The following is a 16,998-nucleotide window of genomic DNA, read 5'->3' as shown; positions in this document are numbered from 1 at the left end:
CCGGGGCGCGGCCGGTATAATGGCACGCGCCCCGCGGCACGTGTTCCAAACCTTGCACCCACCAAAGTCCGAAGCATGTCCGATGTCGAAGTGCCCCGCCCCTCCCCATTCAACGCGCTCCGCACCCACCTGCATCTGTTGCGCCATGCCTCCGCCCGCAGCAAAGGACTGAGCGCGCTTTGCCTGCTGCTCGCCTTCAGCCTGCTGATGGCTCACGCGCTGCTGCTGGATATCCGCCAGCAACGCCATGAATTTCGCCAGACGGTGGAGCTGCTGCTGCAGAACGTCAACAGTCGCTTGCGCAGCAGCGAGCTGCTGCAGGATGAAGTGGGCGACATCGCCTCCAACGATCCCCCGGGCGGACGGGCGCGGATACGGGAGCTGGTGCAGATCGCCACGCAGACCCAGCCTCAGCTGTACTTCATCGGCTACCAGCCGCTGGTGGAGCAAGCCGAGCGGATCCGCTTCGAGCGCGAGCAGGCGCAGCGGCTGGGCCAGCCTTACGCGATTCGCGATTACCTGCACAACCAGCTCAATACCTGGCGCGATCGGGCGGCCTGGCGCACCGCGCCGCAGCGGTCGCGCTATCTGCCGCTCAGCATGGCCGAACCGGGCCTCGCCTCGCCCGACTGGCGGGAAATGGGGCTGGATCTGCTGGACGACTCCGTGCTGTCCGCGGCGGTCAACCGCGCGCTGGGGCACCTGCAGGCGTCGTCGCCGACGCTGCTGCTGCGCAACGGCGAGTGGGGGTTGGCCCTGTTTCAGACCGTCTACCGCATCGCCCCGCCCTCGCCCGTTCCCATGGTGCGCATCGAGCAAGCCGCCGGCGTGGTGATGCAGGTGCTGTGCCTGCGGCCGCTGCTGGCCCTGCCGCCCTCCCTCGAGGGCCGCTACACCTTGCAGTTGCTGCGCCGCGACAATGCGAACGACCCCGGCATGATTCAATTGCAGAATCAGAAATCAGACCGGGCGGGCTCCCGGCTGGACTGGCTGCTGCCCCAGCTCAGCTACCGCGCCAGCCTCAACCTGTCGGCCCTGCCTTACGACATGAGGCTCAGCCGCCAGTTGCGCCTGGAGCGCACCACGGCGGCGGAGGTCGCGCTGTGCCTGCTGATCGCGTTGCTGCCATCCTATCTGCTCTGGGTGGTGCTGGCGCTGCTGGAGCACAACCGCCAATCGCGGGAACAGATACAGGACGACATTTTCCGCGAGCGAGAATACGCCAGCGTCGCCCTGCGCGGCATCAGCGACGCGGTGATCAGCATAGACAACGAGCAGGTGATCCAGTACTTGAACCCGGCGGCTGAAACGCTGCTGGGCCTGCCCGCCGCCCAGTTGCTGCAGCGGCGGCTGAAACAGGTGGCGCCGCTGCACTACGAATTTTCCCGCCAGCCAGTGCTGGACCCGATAGAACAGGCCGTATCGACGCTGCAAGTGGTTCATCTGGCGCAAAACTGCTACTTGAAGCGGCACAACGGCGAAAAACTGCTGGTGGAGGGGGCGGTGGCGCCGTTGCTCGGGCGCAACGGCCAGCTGATCGGCAGCGTGCTGACCTTCCGCGACACCGCGCCCATCCGCCGCCGCATGCTGGCGGCGCTGGAGGCCAGCGAAAGCCGGCTGCGCCAGCATGAGCTTGAGCTGGCCCGCGTCACCCGCATCAACACCATGGGCGAAATGGCCTCCGGCATCGCCCATGAGATCAATCAGCCGCTATCCGCCATCATGAGCTATTGCCAGGCCGGCCTCAGCCTGCTGGAGGACGACGAGCTGGACATCGCCATGCTGCGCCGCGCGCTGACCTCGTCGGTCAGCCAGGCCGACCGCGCTGGCCGCATCATCCGCCGGTTGCGGGAATTCGTCACCCAGAAGAACCAGCAACTGACGCCGGTACAGTTGAATCAGGCTGTGCATAACGCATTGTCGCTGCTGGATTACGAATTGCACGATCACGACATTCACATCGAGCAAAACTTCGCGCCTGAGTTGCCGTTGGTATACGCTGACACTATCCAGTTGGAACAGGTGGTGCTGAATTTGGCGCGCAACGCGGTTGAAGCCATGGAGCAAACCCGGCCCTGGGGACGCCTGAGCATCACCACCCGCCGCCAGGGCGAGCGCGTGCAGCTCATCATCAGCGACAACGGCTGCGGCATCCCCTCAGACAAGCTGGACCGGATTTTCGACCCGTTCTTCAGCACCAAGCCCAACGGCATGGGGCTGGGGCTGGCCATCTGCCAGACGGCGGTCGAAGCCTTTGGCGGCAAGTTGATAGCCGGCAACAAGCCCGGCTCGGGAGCGGAGTTCATCATTGACCTGCCATGCGCCCCGCGCGACATGGCCGTAACATCCGGAGTGGAAGCCTGATGCAAAACACGACCCCTACCGTATTCATCGTCGACGACGACCCTGCCGTGCTGGACTCTCTGGCCATGCTGATCACCGCCCAGGGCATGAAAACCGTCGCCTTCCCCAATGCGATGGAGTTTCTGGACGGCTATCAGGGCAACCAGATCTGCTGCCTGGTGCTGGATATCCGCATGCCGCAGATCACCGGCCTCGCGTTGCAACAGCAATTGATGGAGCGCGACATCAACATCCCCATCGTATTCATCACTGGCCATGGCGACATCGAGCAGTGCCGGCGCGCCTTCCAGACCGGCGCCATCGATTTCCTGACCAAGCCCATCGACCAGAACCGCCTGATCGCCAGCCTGCGCCGCGGCATACGCATCAGCATCCAGCAGCACCAGCAGGAAGAGGAAACCCAGGAAGTGATGAGCCAGCTGGCCCGCATCAGCGGCCGCGAGCGCGAAGTGCTGGAACTGGTGGCCGACGGCCTGTCCAGCAAGGAAATCGCGCGCGAACTGGACCTGTCGCCGCGCACCATCGAAGTGCACCGCGCCAATCTGTTCAGCAAGCTGGGCGTGGACTCGCTGGCCGACCTGGTCCGCTTCTATTTGAAGGCGCTGGAAGCCACCGGCAAGAAGCAACGGATAGACGAAGAGATTTTGCTCAACGAATTCCCGCCAAACCAGTAGAATCGCCGCATGGAAAGATTGTTCAAACACATCTGCCTGGTGGCGCGCCACAGCAAGCCCGGCATCACCCCCGCGCTGATGCAGCTGGCCGATCACCTGGCCGGCGGCGGCGCCACGGTGCTGATCGACAAGGAAAGCGTCACGCCGGCCGAAGCCGACGGTTATCCGCTGATAGACCGCACCGACATGGGCAAGCTGGCCGATCTCTGCATCGTGCTGGGCGGCGACGGCACCATGCTCTCCATCGCCCGCCTGCTGGCGCCGTACCGCGTGCCGCTGGTCGGCATCAACCAGGGCCGGCTGGGCTTCATGACCGACATCCCGCTGCACGAGATGCTGGATTCGGTGGACGCCATCCTGCACGGCAAATTCGTGCCGGAAGACCGCATTCTGCTGCAAGCCTCCGTCGTCCGCGAAGACGCCGAAGTCGCCGGCGCGCTGGCCTTCAACGACGTGGTGTTCAGCCGCGGCGCGGTGGGTTCGATGATCGAATTCGAAATCTTCATCGACAACCAGTTCGTCTACAGCCAGCGCTCGGACGGCCTGATCGTATCCACCCCCACCGGTTCCACCGCCTACGCGCTGGCCTCCGGCGGCCCCATCCTGCACCCCACGCTGCAGGCCATCGCCCTGGTGCCGATCTGCCCGCAGTCGCTGTCCAACCGGCCGATCACCGTCAACGATTCCTGCGAGGTGGAATTCATGCTGACCCGCGGGCTGGACGCGCGCGTGCACTTCGACGGCCAACTGCACTGCGACCTGATGGAAATGGACCGGGTGCTGATCCGCCGCTACCGCAACCCGCTGCGCATCCTGCATCCCGAAGGCTACAACTACTACGACATGCTGCGCCACAAGCTGCACTGGGGCGAGCGCCTGATCTAACCGGAAACGACCACACACCATGCTTCTCTCGCTGACCGTCAAAGATTTCGTCATCGTCGACAGCATCGCGCTGGACTTTTCCGACGGTTTCACCGTGCTCACCGGCGAGACCGGCGCCGGCAAATCCATCATGCTGGACGCGCTGGGCCTGCTGCTGGGCGACCGCGCCGACGGCACCCAGGTGCGCGAAGGCGCCGAGCGCGCCGAGATCACCGCCGAGTTCTCCACCGCCAACCGTCCCGAAGTCGACGCCTGGCTGACGGACAACGAACTGTCCGGCGACGAGGGCGTGCTGCTGCTGCGCCGGCTGATAGACCGCGGCGGCCGTTCCAAGAGCTTCGTCAACGGCCAAGCCGCCACGCTGGCCCAGCTGAAATCGCTGGGCGAGTTTCTGGTGGACATCCATGGCCAGCACGCGCACCAGTCGCTGATGAAGAGCGAGACCCAGCGCCAGCTGCTGGACGCCTATGCCGGCTCCACCACGCTGGCGCGCGACGCCAACAAGGCCTGGCAGGAATGGCAAGCGGCCCGTCAGGCGCGGCAGGACGCCGAGCGGATGTCTCGCGAATCCGAAGTGGAGCGCGAACGGCTCACCTGGCAGATCGGCGAATTGACCGAACTCAATCTGCTGCCCGACGAATGGACCACGCTGAGCCAGAGCCACACCCGGCTGGCCAACTCCGCCGAACTGGTGCAGAGCGCGCAGCAGGCGGTGGATGTGCTGTCCGAGAACGATGACAGCTGCCTGTCCCAACTCGCCCACGTGCAGACCCGGCTGTCCAAACTATCCAACCTGGACCCGCGCCTGTCCGACACCCTGTCGCTGCTGGACTCGGTGGACGCCGAGCTGCGCGAGGTGGTGTACAGCCTGCGCGACTACGCCAGCGACATCGACCAGGACGCGAACCAGCTGGTGGAAATGGAGCGCCGGCTGGACCTCTTGATGAGCACCGCGCGCAAATATCGCGTGCAGCCGGCAGACCTGTCCGACAAGCTGGCCGACTGGCAGCAGCAGCTGTCCGCGCTGGAAGCCAGCGTGGACGTGGAAGCGCTGAGCGTGGCCGAGGCCGCCAGCCTGGCCCGCTACCGCGCGCTGGCGGAAGCCTTGTCTGGCAAGCGCCGCCAGGCCGCCAGCGAGCTGTCCGAACGCATCTCCGGCGAGATGGGCCGCCTCGCGATGGGCGGCGCCCGCTTCGCCATCGAGCTGTCCGCGCTGGCAGAGCCCGGCGCGCACGGCATGGAGTCGATCGAATACCTGGTGGCCGCCAATGCCGGCACCAGCCTGCGCCCGCTGGCCAAAGTGGCTTCCGGCGGCGAGCTGTCCCGCATCAGCCTGGCGATGCAGGTGGTGATCAGCCAGGTGGCCAGCGTGCCCACGCTGATCTTCGATGAAGTGGACGTGGGCATAGGCGGCCGCGTGGCCGAAGTGATCGGCCACATGCTGCGCGACCTGGGCCAGCGCTACCAAGTGCTGTGCATCACTCACCTGCCCCAGGTGGCGTCCTGCGGCAAACACCACTGGCAAGTCAGCAAGCGCGAGCGCAAGGGCCAGGTGCTCAGCAACATCGCCCCGCTTGACGCCGAGCAGCGGGTGCTGGAAATCGCCCGCATGCTGGGCGGCGTCGAGCTCACCCAGACCACGCGCGAGCACGCGGCGGAAATGTTGGCCTCCAACGCCGCCGCCCTCTAGCCAAGCGCGGCGATTCTCGCTAGAATTGCCGGCTCATACCGAATGCGGAAGCGTGGCAGAGCGGTTTAATGCAACGGTCTTGAAAACCTGTGCATCAGCCCTGAAAGCCAATAACCACAAGGGGTCGTTTCCGCATTCCGCCAAATCATTTCCGCACATGGGAGTGATTTTGAGCTTCGGAGGTTTGGGTGAGTGGTTTAAACCAGCAGTCTTGAAAACTGCCGACGGGCAACCGTCCGTGGGTTCGAATCCCACAGCCTCCGCCAATACAAAAGGCCCGGACACCTCGTCCGGGCCTTTGCCGTTCCTGCCGGCTCACTTTGTCGGCATCACCTTCTTCCCCACCCTTCTGTAGACCGTCTCCGTGATTTGCTTGTCGGTATGGCCCAGCAGGTCGCTTGCCTGCTCCAGGCTGTCGATATCGCTCGCGGCCCGTGGGCGGATGTCACGGAACTGGAACTGCCGGATCCGCCTAGCCAGATCCAGCGCATCTGGCGTGCCTGCCTTCAACGCCGCCTCGATCGCAACCTCCCGGGCCGCATCCCAGCGCGCCCGCAAGGTCCAGCGATTGAGCGGATAGCCGCTGGCGGTAGACAGCAGCACCAGGCTATACACCTTGCGCGGTCTCCGCCTGATACGGTCCAGCAGCTGCCCCAACTGGGTGCGGCTACCATCCTCGGCATTCAGCAAGATGCGCAACTTGGCCCGCGTCTTGTTCTGCCTCACCTCCAGCGCGCCATTGCGGATATCCGTCTCCTTCATCTTCAGCACATCCGCCGGCCGCTGGCCGGTCAGATAGGCCAGATCCATCGCATCCTGCAACTCCTCGCTGGCAACAGCGTAAACCGCGTCCCACACATCCTGTTCCGCGTAGTAATCGCGGGGCGTTTCCTTGTTCTTCCTCACGCCGCGGACAGGATTCTCCTTGGCCGTGTAGCCCCACTCCCGCGCCATGTTGAACACATGCGAAAACAACGAGATTTCCCGGTTGGCGCGCACCTTCGCAGACCGCTTGTCCCGATACTTGGCGATGTGCTGCGGCGTGATGCTGTCGATCGGTGCAGAGTCAAACACCGGCCGCAGCTGGCGCAAGCTCAAACTGTTGTCCTGCTGTGTTCGTGGCGCTTTATTCGGGATCACCTCCCGCTCGTAGCGCTCAAAAATGTGTTGCATCAGCCCCGTATCCACCGGCGCCGGCCGGCACTCAAACTCCGCCCACTTGCGCAGCGCTTCATTCAGGTCCGTGCCCAGCGGCAGCTCCTTGCGCTTGCCCTCCTCATCGCGGCCATCGTAGTAGTAGCCCACCCACACCTTGCCGCTCTTCAAGCGCCGCCTACGCTCCAACATGCGCGGCGGCAGCTTCCGGCGCTTCGTCGCCATAACTACCTCACCTTCTCCAGATCCATATCCCAGCCGCCTGAGCCCGCCAGCTTGCCGGGATTGATCCCGGACAGCTTCAGCCTGGCGTACAGCCGTCCCACCACCGGATCGCCGGCGCGGGTGGTGTGATAGATCCAGTGATTGCTCTTGAGCCAATCCACTTGATCCTTTCGGCGCGAGCCGCCAGTGATAACCGTCAACTCCTCCGAGGTCAGCGTTTCACTTTGCAGCGCCATATCCAACACCGATCCCATAGCCACCTCACGGAATGTCGCGTTTGATCTCCGGCGCCGCCGACAGGCCCAACGCCTCCAGTTTGTTCAGGCTGATGGCCGTCATGTGGCCGATCCGCCGCCGGTCTATGGTCTTCTCCACGTCGTCCAGCATCTCGCCCCGCTTCACCGCCACCACGCCGCTGGCCAGCAGCTGGCTCTTGAAGATGCGGCCGGTTTTCACCGGCAGGCCATCGAACTTGGCGCGCAGGTGATTGGCGGTGGAAAGATGGTCCATGATGTGATTCGGCCGGATATACAGCAGCACGTCCGGGTTGCCCTCATCGTCCTGCGCGTCCTCCCAGCAGAACGGATGCTCGAAACGGCGGGCGTCCAGCTCGGACAGGGCGATTTCCATGATCCGCACCCAGGGCAGCCGCGTGCCGTCTGTCTCGGACAAGTGGCTGTTCATCTCCGCCAGCAAGTCCTCCACAAAATGGCCCTGGGCGGCGTCGATCTCGGCGAACTCGCAGAGCAGATGCCAGGCAGCCAGGATGGCGGCGTAGTTCTCCATCATCCGGTTGCTGGTAGCGTCCGCGTCGCCGGCGCGGCTCTTGGCCTGGCAGAAGCGCAGCATGCTCTTGTGCAGGTCGCGGATGCGCGCGGGCTCGGTGCCTGCCAGGAACTGCAGCCACGGCCACACAGGGAACTGCGGCAGCTCATGCGGGATCATCGGCCCCTGCCGTTCCACCGTCAGCTTGGAGCGGCACACCTTGGATTGCAGGCTCTGGATGTCCACCTCTTCGCCGGCCAGCAGCACAGGGGCGCACATCAGGTACGGCGTCAGCGCCGCGCCGATCCGGGTGAACTCGAAGCGGTATGTGCTCTGCAGCAGGCCGTCGATGTCCGTCAAAATGGACTTGGGCAGCTTGGAGAATTCATCCCAGCCCACCGGGTTGGTGGTATAGGACACCGACGCGCGCCGGCGGTGGTCGGTCTTCAGCATCTGGCCAGACAGCACCTGAAACGAAAAGCTGCGCTGCATGCACTCCATCAGCTTGGACTTGCCGGAGCCCTTGTCCGCCTGCATTTCAAAGTGCGGGTAGAAGCCCAGCAGCATCTTCAAGTGCGCGCCCAGCGCCCACACCATGGGAATGGCCGCGGCGTTGTGCTTGAACGTCTCCTGGTAGGCGGCAATCACTTGCCGCGCCGCCTGCTTGCCGCCGCGGGGGAATGACAGGTTGTGATACAGGCACTGCCGGGCCGGCTCGGTGAAATAGCAGTCGTTGCCCTCCAGCGCCGCCAGCTCCCCGCCGCGCCACGCCAGGCCGACGAAGTTGACCACGTCGCGGGCGCCGATGTCGGCGGTGCGTTCCAGGATCGAAATCATTCGGGCGAACTCCTTGGGTTTCCAGATGTAGCCGAAGCGGCCGGCCCACCAATCCAGTGAAAAAATCTTGTCGTCGGTGATCACCGCGCGCTGCAGCGTGTTGCCGTGGCGCGCCACCTGGGCGCTCACGCCAAACACCGTTTCCGGCTGGTTGTCCGGCGTGCCGTTGATCGTGGCCAGATGGCTCTGGATCCGCAGGCGGGAAATGCCGGCGATGCGGAAGGCGCACAGGTCGCCAAACCCCTTCTCCTCCCGGCGAAACTTCCCGTCCTCGTCCTCGCAGTCCTTGTAGTCCTGCACGTATTGGGTGAAGTCGTCGGTCTGGCGAAAGCGCCAGTACACATTCCAGTCCAGCGTCGGCAGCCAGATACGCCGCCGGCCGTGCACCTCGTCCGCCGCGCCGGCCGGGTTGCCAGGAATCAGCCACGGCTCAATCTGCTTCAGCCGCGCGCCCAGCCCCTCCGGGCCCTCGGCCTGCAGCACATCGTTGATGTCCTGGCCCTCCTCCCAATCCAGCATGTTGACGAAGCGGTTGGCGATATCCAGCGCCGTCAGCCGTTCATTCAACCGCCAGGCGGCGGCCAGGCCCGGGCGCGTATTGCTTCCCTCCTTCACCGGGTCCGTATGGTCCAGCGCAATTAGCACCTTCTTGCCGCGCAAGAACGAAAAGTCGATGCTCTCCACATTGCCCGTGCCGCGGATCGCATAGGCCACGTAGCCCTCCGGCCAGTAGCAGCTCTCCACCGACAGCGCATTGATGGGCGATTCCACGATGTACACCGTGTGGGCGCGCTTCAAGCGGCCCAGATCGCTGTACCAGCCGTAGCCGGATTTCTCGCCCTGGCACTGGGTTTTCACCCCGCCGTTCAAGCCCGGATCCTGATAGCGCATATCTACCGCCACCACCCGCCCCGGGTTCAGCGTGCGCACGATGAAAGCCGCCGCCGCGCCACCGTGGCCGGGCTCGCCGGCCGGCACCTTGTTGGACGTCCAGTTGTTCCAGCCAATCATCCGGTTCTTCAACGCCATCGCCAGCGCCGCCTCGGTGATGCCCCGGCCCTGCAGGTACTCCAGCACCGGCTCAACCTCCTGCAGGCATCGATCCGCAATCCACTCCTCCGTCGATTTGCGCGCCGGCGCCGCCGGCGTGTCCGGCGACGGTATCGGCAGGCCGAACCAATCCCCCAACAGCCGGGCCGCCTCCATGTGATCGCCCGCCATGCCGGCGTAAATCACCAGATCAATCGCCGTCCCGCCGTTACCCGTCGTGTGGTCCTTCCAGCCCGCCCCGTAGCGCCCCTTGTCCGCCCCGTGTATCGACAGGCTGGGCTGCTTCTCCTTGCGCGCCGGGCTGAAATAGTTGCCCCGCCCGCCGTCGCGGCGCATGCCCAAACGCGCCGCCACCTCATGCAAATCCAGCTCTTTCAGGCGAGCGAACCACTCCGCCATGCGCGGATTCTGTGCCATGGTGTTCTCGCTTATCGGTAGGCAGGTGTGGCGCCGGCCAGCGCCAGATCAGCGGCGATCGCCACCCTCAGCCCGCAATCGTGGGCGAACAACACCGCGCGCAGCGCCGGCAGCGCCGCCATGCGCCAGCCGGTCACGGCCACGTTCGCCAGCCTGGCCACCACGTCGGTGAAATCCGGGTTGTCCAAATCCACCTCCGCGCCAGCCGCGTCCGCGTCAATCACCGCGCACGCCTCCTCCCACGGCACCGGGCACCCGTCCACCAGCCCCAGCAGCGAGCCATCCAGAGCATGCAGCGGAGCCACCGCCACCAGCCCCTGCTCCGCCACAATCGCGTGGCCAAAGCTGCGGAAGGCGCGCCTGTCGGCGCTGAACGGAAGTAAGGTCTTGATATTTGCCATTGCCACACCTGTTTGTTTCATGCGCCGATCAAATTCAGCTGCGCGGTCGCCTCAAACATCCCGCAAAAGCTGGCCACAGCCTCCTCGATCGACATCGGTTTGATGCGTTCCGGCAGCGGCGCCACCCCCGCCAGAATCGGCCACTCCACCCCAGACTGCGGCATCAAGTCCCGCCGCTCCGTCGCCAGCAGCACCAGGTCCGCGCGGCGGATCTCCGCCCGGTCCTCCTCGCTCAGCTGCAAGCGGAACCGCAGCTCGATCGCTGCCGCCAGCAGCCCCTCCGTGTACTGGTAGCTCGGCAGCACCCGCTTCAGCGGCGTCACCACATCGCCCACATAGGCCTCGGCCGCGTCATGCAGCAGCCCGGCCAGCTGCAGCCTCGCCGGCAGGATCCGCGCCACCCGCACCGAATGCTCCGCCACGCTGTAAAACGGCCGGCACGCCCCGCCAAAGCGGCAGATATGCGCCAAGTGATGGACAATTTCATGGATCTCGATGTCCGCCGGCGACGGATGCAGCAAATCCACCAGCCGGCCCGTCACGGTTTCGATGATGGCCGTAGTCATTCCGCGCGCTCCCCTGCAGCCTCCGCCGCCTTCACCTGCGCCAGCAGCGGCTGGATGTCGATATCGCCGGCCAGCAGCGCGCGCAGCACGCGGGCGTTGTGGCGGTTGATCTTCTCCAGCTCGATACCGTGGATATGCACCACGCTCACCAGCGTCTGCACCGGACGCGGAATGTTGCGGCCCGACTCGTAGCGGCTGCCGCCGGACTGGGTCACGCCAATGCGGCTCCAAAACTGCTGCTGGTTCAGGCCGGTCTGGCGGCGGATTTCGCGGGCGGTTTGGTTCAATTGGGTCTTCATCACGGGTTCCTTGAAAAAATAGGGATCAGTCCAGAATCAGCTGGATGGCCGGCAGGTTTTCGTCCTTGCCATCCGTGGGCGCCAGCAGCCAGCGGCCAGCCGACTGCCTCACCAGCGCCAGCCGGTGGCGCTGGCACACCCCGCCCAGCTGCGCCGTGTCCTGAATCGGCCGGCCCAGGCGGATGAACAAGCCGCAGGTGGGGTGATAGCTGGCCAGCGCCTGCAGCGGCGTCTCGCGGTTGATGTCCGCCGCCACGTCGTCCACCCGGTCAAACCAGTGGTGCTGGCGCTCCAGCGCGGACAGCACCGCGCGGTAGCTGTTGGTGTGGTGCTGCAGCGCTTGGGTGTAGAGGGTCGTCATCGTCATCCCCCGTCACACCGGCAGCGACTGCTGTTTCAGCGCCGGGGCCAAATCCTCTAGGCTGCCCACGCCCTTGCCCAACATCCGGGACAGCTGCACCAGGTCGGAATACAGCTCCACCGCCGCGCCGCGTGCCTGCACTGAGGCCAAATCGCGCACCAGCGTGCGCCGGTACTTCAGCGCCGCCATGAACTGGCTCTGCGACATCGTGGCCCCCACCCGCGGCGCCGCATGGCCCTCCAGCACATCCAACACCCAGCGGCGGAAATCGCGGGCGCGCTCGGTGCGGGCAAACATCCCCAGCAGATAGCAACCCCGCGGCGAAAAGATGCGCACCGACTGCGAGCCGCCGGCAGTTTGCAGGTCCACTACTTGGGTCATGTCTTCGGTAAACTCGTCCGCATTCCGATTGAAAAGATCCGAGGCTTGGTCGGCACGGGAGTAACCCAAGGCTACAGAGATTTGCTGTCCCCTTAGCCACGGCCGGTTATGGATATCCACCACGTCAAATTCCACTTCCTGAAAGCTCAGCACTGCGGTATGGGCAAATTGCATTTCGTGTTCTCCAGAAATTGCCGGTAGGCCGGCGGTCCCTGCGTTTAAGAATTTTCGGAGGGGACAGAAGAGCTCTGTCCCCTTAGCCCGCCCTCCGCCGATACGCCCGGCGCAGCTGGGCCCGCGTGGTGCGCTGGCCGCCGCTGCCATCCAGCGCCACCAGCTCCCGCTCAATCTCTTCGCGACTCGGGGCGGCATAGATCGCCGTGCTGTTGAGGCTGGAATGGCCCAGCGCGCTCTTCACGATCAGCAGCGGCTCCTTCGCCTCGCTGCTGCGCAAGATATCCATCGCCCGGGTATGGCGCATCCAGTGCGGCGACACCGGCAGCGTGATGCCCGCCTCCGTCGCCCAGTGGCGAAACCGCAGCTGCACCGCCCGCGCCGTCAGCGCCTCGCCAAACCGGCCGGTAATCAGCGGATCGGCGCCGTTCTGCGACGGGTTCATGTTCAGCAGCGCCACCAGATGCATGCGCAGCGGCTTGGTCAGCAGCACCGAATGGTCCTGCTTGCCGCCCTTGCGGTGTGCCGCCGGGATGTAGAGATAGCCCGCCTTCAGCGCGTCCCAGGCATCCGCCAGGGACACCGCCAGAAACTCGCTGATGCGGCAGCCGCTGTAGTACAGCGCGCTCATCAGGTGGTAGTCCCGCTGGGCCAAGTCGTCGTTGGTCTTGTACGCGGCGTTGAACAGCAGATGCCGCTCAGCCGGCGTCAAATAGCGTTTCATGGTTCTCTCCTTGAAAGTCGTCAGGCGGTGGCGGGCATGACAACCAGGGCGAAGTCCGCGCCTGGCTCCTCCGCGGCGTCCACCACCACATGCGTCGGGGTCACAGCCTGTACCCACAGCCACAGGCGCTTGCCGCACACCGTCAGCTGGATGTGCTCATCCGGCAAAACGGCAAACCGGCTAGGCACCCGGTCCCGGGCCAAACACTCCACCGACAAGCCTCCGCCGTCGCGGCGGAAACAAACCGATGCCGAATCGGTTACGCCGTACACCACCGCCCACTCGCCCAAAGCGATATGAAAACGGCCAGAACGGTTTTGATGCCCAGGGGTAAACAGCTGAATCAGATTGCTCACTGCTTTCTCCTCATCAGAACCAGCGCGGTGCGCTTGATGCAGATCGCCAGCGCCGGGTTTTCCATGGCGGACTCGAACGGCTGCCGCAGCCTGGCGCGCTGATGCGCCACGCGCAGCGCCTGTTCGGTCAGTTCGCCAGCGTCGGGGTCGAGCGGGAGGGCAAGTTGCCGTTGGCGTCGCATGGTTTCACCACCAGGCTGCCGAAACGGTTACGCAGCTCCACGATGGCGGCGATCCACTCCATCAGCTCGCAATCCACCTCGTTGAACTCGTCCTGGGTCACGATGCCGTCGGCCAGCGCCTCGTTCATGCAGCGGTGCACATCGCCGCCCTCGGCGTGGACCTTGTTCACCAGATCCAGCAGCGCGGAATCGGACACGTTGTCCAGCCTCGGCAACTGGTAGCGCGCGCTGTCAAACAGCCGGCACAGCGCGTCCAGCGGCGACAGGTCTTGGGTGATGCGCAACACCTGGATGAAGTCATCCAGCGTGGCTTTGTGGTGATGGGTGACGGGCGCCAGCTTGTTGGTCAGCACGCCGGCGGAGACGCGCATCACGCCCGCCAGTTTGGTGATGCCAAAGGCCTTGGCCGAAAGATGCAGCGCGCCAAACACGTCGGCCGGGGCCGACGGCAGGCTTGCCGCCATGGAAGTGTTCATTTGTATTAACTCCTGCTGGTTCCCACTTGTCGTGGGTCTAACAGGCGCCGATACTGGAGTTGCCACACCGTAGTATCAGCACCACCCCGCGCCGCCCGCACTTAGCCCGTGCCGGCGGCGCACTCATTCATCCGGGTACAAAATCTTGGTGACCGGAATGTCCAAAACCTGTGCCAGCCGCTTTGCCAGATCGGGCGAGGCGTTGTCCTTCCTGCTTTCCAGGCGACTGATATGGCCTTGAGTTACCGACACTTGCCGGGCCAATTCCGGCTGAGTCATTCCCATACGTTTGCGAGCCTCGCGCAGAGGGCTAAGCACCATTTTTATGTCCTCCATGCATGTATGTCAGTTGCAAATATGTTCCATAGGCATTAAAAAGTCAACGATAAAATACATTACGCAAATATGCGCAACACACATAAAATTGGACAATGATCGGATCCCGCATAAAAGAAGCTCGCAAGGCGCGAAAGCAATCCCAGCAATGGCTGGCGGACGAAGTGGGTGTCCTCCAGTCATCTGTCAGCGCGTGGGAAATTGGCCGTAGCGAGCCAACCACCGAAAACCTTTCGCGCATCGCTCAGGTGTTGCGTGTAAGCCATGACTGGCTAGCAACCGGTCGTGGTGGAATGCATCTCAGCGCCACTCCCGTTCAGGTAAATGACCACGTTCCTCTCAATGCGGATGAGGCCGAACTTCTGGACAGGTACAGAACCCTGGGGGCAAGCACTAGACAAGCACTCATGGTGATCATGCGATCGCTCACCAAATAGCCCGCCATGATAGGCAACCGAATCAAAGAAGCGCGGACGGCGCGTAAGCACTCTCAGCAGTGGCTGGCTGACGAAGTCGGAGTCACACAAGCCAGTGCCTGCAGTTGGGAGCAAGGCAAAACCGATCCCACAACCGAGAACCTCTCCCGAATCGCCCTAGTCCTGCGCGTCAGCCACGACTGGCTAGCCACCGGCCGCGGAGCGATGGAGTTGAGCTACGTTCCCGCTGAGATTCCACCTGCAGAACTACCACTGGGCGAAGACCAGAAGAATCTTCTGGAGCTGTTCGAACAGCTCCCGCGGGACAAGCGCGCCACCCTGCTGCAGTTCATGCGTGACTGGCTGAAGAAGTGAAGCCCGCTGCCGCCCTCCTTGCCCTCTTCCTCGCCCTGCCGGCCGCCGCCGCGCCGCAAGCCGACGCCCGCGAGCTGCTGGACTGGCTGCACGCCGCCCGCGACGACATCAACCGGGCCGGGAAGGCAAAGGACAAGGTGGCGTTGGGCAGGCTGCGGCGCGAGGCCGCGCAGCGGCTGAACGCATGGCCGGAGAGCGCGGGCTTTCCTGACTGCCGCGCCGCGCTGGCGGAGATGGTGGATTTTCTGAACGCCTATCAGCGCAAGGACTACGCCGGGCGGGACCGGAACGGCTGGCGCTTCCGGCGGCATCTGGCCGGTTGCGAGCATGCAGTGGCCGGTAATTGGTAAAGGTGCGGGTTAGCTGGATCATCACGGTGTCCTTTTGTTATGCCAGCTAATTTTTCACCTCGTTTACATTCCAGACAATCGCACTTCTGACATCAAAAACGACACAGTTCGCCTATACAGCGGTTAAATCTGCACTGATGTTGAACAGCCGCCGGACCAGGTCAATCCGGTTTCGCGCCGCGTGCAATCCCCTGATTTTATTGATCCTGTCGCGCACCGTCCTCACCGACACCCCCACCTCGCCGGCGATATCCTCGTCGCCCAAGCCGTCCAGCATGCGCTGCAGGATATGACAATCTCGTTTATCCAATCCCGACAGATCCGGCTGCTGATAGATCAGCCGGAGGGCGACATCCATCACCGCCGGCGCCAGCGCCTCAATCAGTTGTTGGGATAGCGGATCTTGCTCCACCTCCACGCCGGCGAAAGACAGCGCCAGCCTCACGTCTCCGCGCTGTTCCACCCAGCTGACGCCGTTCAGCATGTTGTTGTTGGCGGCGGCCTGGATGAATTTGCGCCGCACCGGGTCGCTGCTGACGGAGAGCAGCCGGGACCACAGCAACAGCTTGCCTTGCGGCCCATTCCAGACCGGGTCCCGCTCATGCGCGCCGCTGCGTGCGTAACCGGCCATCCACTGCTCGGACCAGCCGACATTTGCCAGCGCGAACATCGCGCCGCCGCGCTGGGCGGCGAGAATCACGCGCGTTCCGCCGGGCAATAGCTGGTTCCAGGCGGCGACAAACTGCCGCAGCCCTTCCATGTCATCCACTCGCACCAGGGTTTCCAGCAGCGCGAGCAGATGTTCGGTGAGGCGTCCTATTTGAGAGATCTGCATGGCGTTTCATCGTGGTCTTCATTCCGTTCTAGTTAAAACTACGTATAAAAAAACCCGCTGGGGAGCGGGTTCTCGTTAAAAATTCCTGCGGCATCAGGCCGGAGGGGTGGGCCAGTCGATTTGCGTTGGGAATTTAGCCTGCTGCGGCACGCGCGACAACAGTACGCGGTAGCGCCGCCAGGCCGTCAGCAGCTCAGTCTCCGCGGTTGTGGCGATGCCAAGATCCGCGGCATCTTGCAAGGGCACAACCGCGGCGTCTGCCTGCGAGCGCCTGAAGGCAACCTCGGCCTCGGCGCTTGTCTTCTGCGCCGCTTGCAGCGCGGCAGCGTCTACCACCCAGCCACGGCCATTCCAGACGCCGAACGGTGGCGGCTCCAACTCCGTGGCCCCCAGGCTCGCCGGCGTGTCGCCCAGTGCCGCGACAACCCGCTGCGCGGTGGACGTACTCCACAAAGGCACCCCGCGCCAATCTGGTAGCACGCGCCAGTTTCCGCCGGCCGCTGCCGCGGGCACCGTGCCGTCGTTCGCGCGGAATGCCGCGGCGGAGCCGGCGGCGGCCGCCGGCGGCATGGCTTCGGCAGCCCAGGCTGGGATCAGATAGACCTCCCCGGCTTCGAGTGGCGAGCGCTGCGCTGTCGTTTCCCCGGTATATTCGCCGGTCTGAGGGTGATATCCGTAAACGGTTTTGTTTTGCATGATGGACT

General features: G+C 64.2%; 21 protein-coding genes and 1 tRNA gene. 8 read left to right on the top strand and 14 right to left on the bottom strand.

Annotated elements, in window-relative coordinates; genetic code table 11:
* The first annotated feature begins 75 nt into the window (after positions 1-75).
* From BKX93_RS02140 to BKX93_RS02120, 5 genes are all read left to right on the top strand, one after another.
* Positions 76-2,364 carry an ATP-binding protein gene (locus BKX93_RS02140; protein WP_046166637.1) on the top strand — a complete coding sequence of 763 codons (2,289 nt, stop codon included), beginning with the start codon at positions 76-78 and terminating at the stop codon, positions 2,362-2,364.
* Positions 2,364-3,038, top strand: a complete 675-nt coding sequence (locus BKX93_RS02135) for a response regulator transcription factor (protein ID WP_046156464.1) — start codon at positions 2,364-2,366, stop codon at positions 3,036-3,038. The genes BKX93_RS02140 and BKX93_RS02135 overlap by 1 nt, the downstream gene beginning before the upstream one ends.
* A gap of 9 nt (positions 3,039-3,047) precedes the next feature.
* Positions 3,048-3,923, top strand: a complete 876-nt coding sequence (locus tag BKX93_RS02130) for an NAD kinase (RefSeq protein WP_070978503.1) — start codon at positions 3,048-3,050, stop codon at positions 3,921-3,923.
* A gap of 19 nt (positions 3,924-3,942) precedes the next feature.
* Positions 3,943-5,613, top strand: coding sequence for a DNA repair protein RecN (recN, locus tag BKX93_RS02125; protein ID WP_070978501.1), 1,671 nt, complete (start codon positions 3,943-3,945; stop codon positions 5,611-5,613).
* A 178-nt stretch (positions 5,614-5,791) separates the two neighbouring features.
* Positions 5,792-5,879 (top strand) — tRNA-Ser (locus tag BKX93_RS02120).
* A 49-nt stretch (positions 5,880-5,928) separates the two neighbouring features.
* On the opposite strand, the gene BKX93_RS02115 is transcribed toward BKX93_RS02120, so the two are convergent.
* From BKX93_RS02115 to BKX93_RS02060, 12 genes are all read right to left on the bottom strand, one after another.
* Positions 5,929-6,993, bottom strand: coding sequence for a tyrosine-type recombinase/integrase (locus tag BKX93_RS02115; protein ID WP_070978499.1), 1,065 nt, complete (start codon positions 6,991-6,993; stop codon positions 5,929-5,931).
* Between the two features lie 2 nt (positions 6,994-6,995).
* The gene (locus tag BKX93_RS02110; protein ID WP_070981643.1) at positions 6,996-7,229 is read right to left on the bottom strand and encodes a DUF4224 domain-containing protein; all 234 of its coding nucleotides are present in this window, start codon (positions 7,227-7,229) and stop codon (positions 6,996-6,998) included.
* A 25-nt stretch (positions 7,230-7,254) separates the two neighbouring features.
* Positions 7,255-10,062, bottom strand: a complete 2,808-nt coding sequence (locus BKX93_RS02105; protein ID WP_222103279.1) for a toprim domain-containing protein — start codon at positions 10,060-10,062, stop codon at positions 7,255-7,257.
* 11 nt (positions 10,063-10,073) lie between these two features.
* Positions 10,074-10,463 (bottom strand): hypothetical protein, encoded by a 390-nt coding sequence (locus BKX93_RS02100; protein ID WP_070978495.1) that lies wholly within the window; start codon positions 10,461-10,463, stop codon positions 10,074-10,076.
* A 17-nt stretch (positions 10,464-10,480) separates the two neighbouring features.
* On the bottom strand, positions 10,481-11,029 hold the full coding sequence (locus tag BKX93_RS02095; RefSeq protein WP_070978494.1) for a phosphohydrolase: 549 nt from the start codon (positions 11,027-11,029) through the stop codon (positions 10,481-10,483).
* Positions 11,026-11,328, bottom strand: coding sequence for a helix-turn-helix domain-containing protein (locus tag BKX93_RS02090; RefSeq protein WP_070978492.1), 303 nt, complete (start codon positions 11,326-11,328; stop codon positions 11,026-11,028). Before BKX93_RS02090 ends, BKX93_RS02095 begins: the two co-directional genes overlap by 4 nt.
* Positions 11,329-11,353: 25 nt before the next feature.
* Positions 11,354-11,689 (bottom strand): hypothetical protein, encoded by a 336-nt coding sequence (locus BKX93_RS02085; RefSeq protein WP_145929227.1) that lies wholly within the window; start codon positions 11,687-11,689, stop codon positions 11,354-11,356.
* 12 nt (positions 11,690-11,701) lie between these two features.
* Positions 11,702-12,244, bottom strand: a complete 543-nt coding sequence (locus BKX93_RS02080) for a BRO-N domain-containing protein (RefSeq protein WP_070978488.1) — start codon at positions 12,242-12,244, stop codon at positions 11,702-11,704.
* Positions 12,245-12,326: 82 nt separating this feature from the next.
* Entirely contained in the window at positions 12,327-12,968 is a 642-nt protein-coding gene (locus BKX93_RS02075) for a tyrosine-type recombinase/integrase (RefSeq protein ID WP_070978486.1), read from the bottom strand.
* Positions 12,969-12,988: 20 nt separating this feature from the next.
* On the bottom strand, positions 12,989-13,324 hold the full coding sequence (locus tag BKX93_RS02070) for a hypothetical protein (protein ID WP_070978485.1): 336 nt from the start codon (positions 13,322-13,324) through the stop codon (positions 12,989-12,991).
* Positions 13,325-13,451: 127 nt separating this feature from the next.
* The gene (locus tag BKX93_RS02065) at positions 13,452-13,982 is read right to left on the bottom strand and encodes a phage regulatory CII family protein (protein WP_070978483.1); all 531 of its coding nucleotides are present in this window, start codon (positions 13,980-13,982) and stop codon (positions 13,452-13,454) included.
* A gap of 123 nt (positions 13,983-14,105) precedes the next feature.
* The gene (locus BKX93_RS02060) at positions 14,106-14,318 is read right to left on the bottom strand and encodes a helix-turn-helix transcriptional regulator (protein WP_070978481.1); all 213 of its coding nucleotides are present in this window, start codon (positions 14,316-14,318) and stop codon (positions 14,106-14,108) included.
* A 95-nt stretch (positions 14,319-14,413) separates the two neighbouring features.
* Here BKX93_RS02060 and BKX93_RS25960 point away from each other — a divergent pair, with 95 nt between their 5' ends.
* Genes BKX93_RS25960 through BKX93_RS02045 form a run of 3 tightly spaced genes read left to right on the top strand, consistent with a single transcriptional unit; the run spans position 14,414 to position 15,459 of the window.
* A complete protein-coding gene (locus tag BKX93_RS25960; RefSeq protein WP_070978479.1) occupies positions 14,414-14,755 on the top strand; it encodes a helix-turn-helix domain-containing protein in 342 nt (113 codons plus the stop codon).
* 6 nt (positions 14,756-14,761) lie between these two features.
* Positions 14,762-15,109: a helix-turn-helix domain-containing protein gene (locus BKX93_RS02050; protein WP_070978476.1), complete on the top strand. Its 348-nt coding sequence runs from the start codon at positions 14,762-14,764 to the stop codon at positions 15,107-15,109.
* Positions 15,106-15,459, top strand: coding sequence for a hypothetical protein (locus BKX93_RS02045; RefSeq protein WP_070978474.1), 354 nt, complete (start codon positions 15,106-15,108; stop codon positions 15,457-15,459). The genes BKX93_RS02050 and BKX93_RS02045 overlap by 4 nt, the downstream gene beginning before the upstream one ends.
* A gap of 112 nt (positions 15,460-15,571) precedes the next feature.
* On the opposite strand, the gene BKX93_RS02040 is transcribed toward BKX93_RS02045, so the two are convergent.
* Both BKX93_RS02040 and BKX93_RS02035 read right to left on the bottom strand, forming a co-directional pair.
* Positions 15,572-16,294 (bottom strand): autoinducer binding domain-containing protein, encoded by a 723-nt coding sequence (locus BKX93_RS02040; RefSeq protein ID WP_070978472.1) that lies wholly within the window; start codon positions 16,292-16,294, stop codon positions 15,572-15,574.
* 93 nt (positions 16,295-16,387) lie between these two features.
* On the bottom strand, positions 16,388-16,990 hold the full coding sequence (locus BKX93_RS02035) for a tail fiber assembly protein (protein WP_070978471.1): 603 nt from the start codon (positions 16,988-16,990) through the stop codon (positions 16,388-16,390).
* Positions 16,991-16,998 lie beyond the last annotated feature (8 nt).

The organism is Chromobacterium vaccinii, from assembly GCF_001855275.1.
Classification (GTDB): Bacteria; Pseudomonadota; Gammaproteobacteria; order Burkholderiales; family Chromobacteriaceae; genus Chromobacterium; species Chromobacterium vaccinii.
This window is presented reverse-complemented; position numbering and strand designations above follow the sequence as displayed.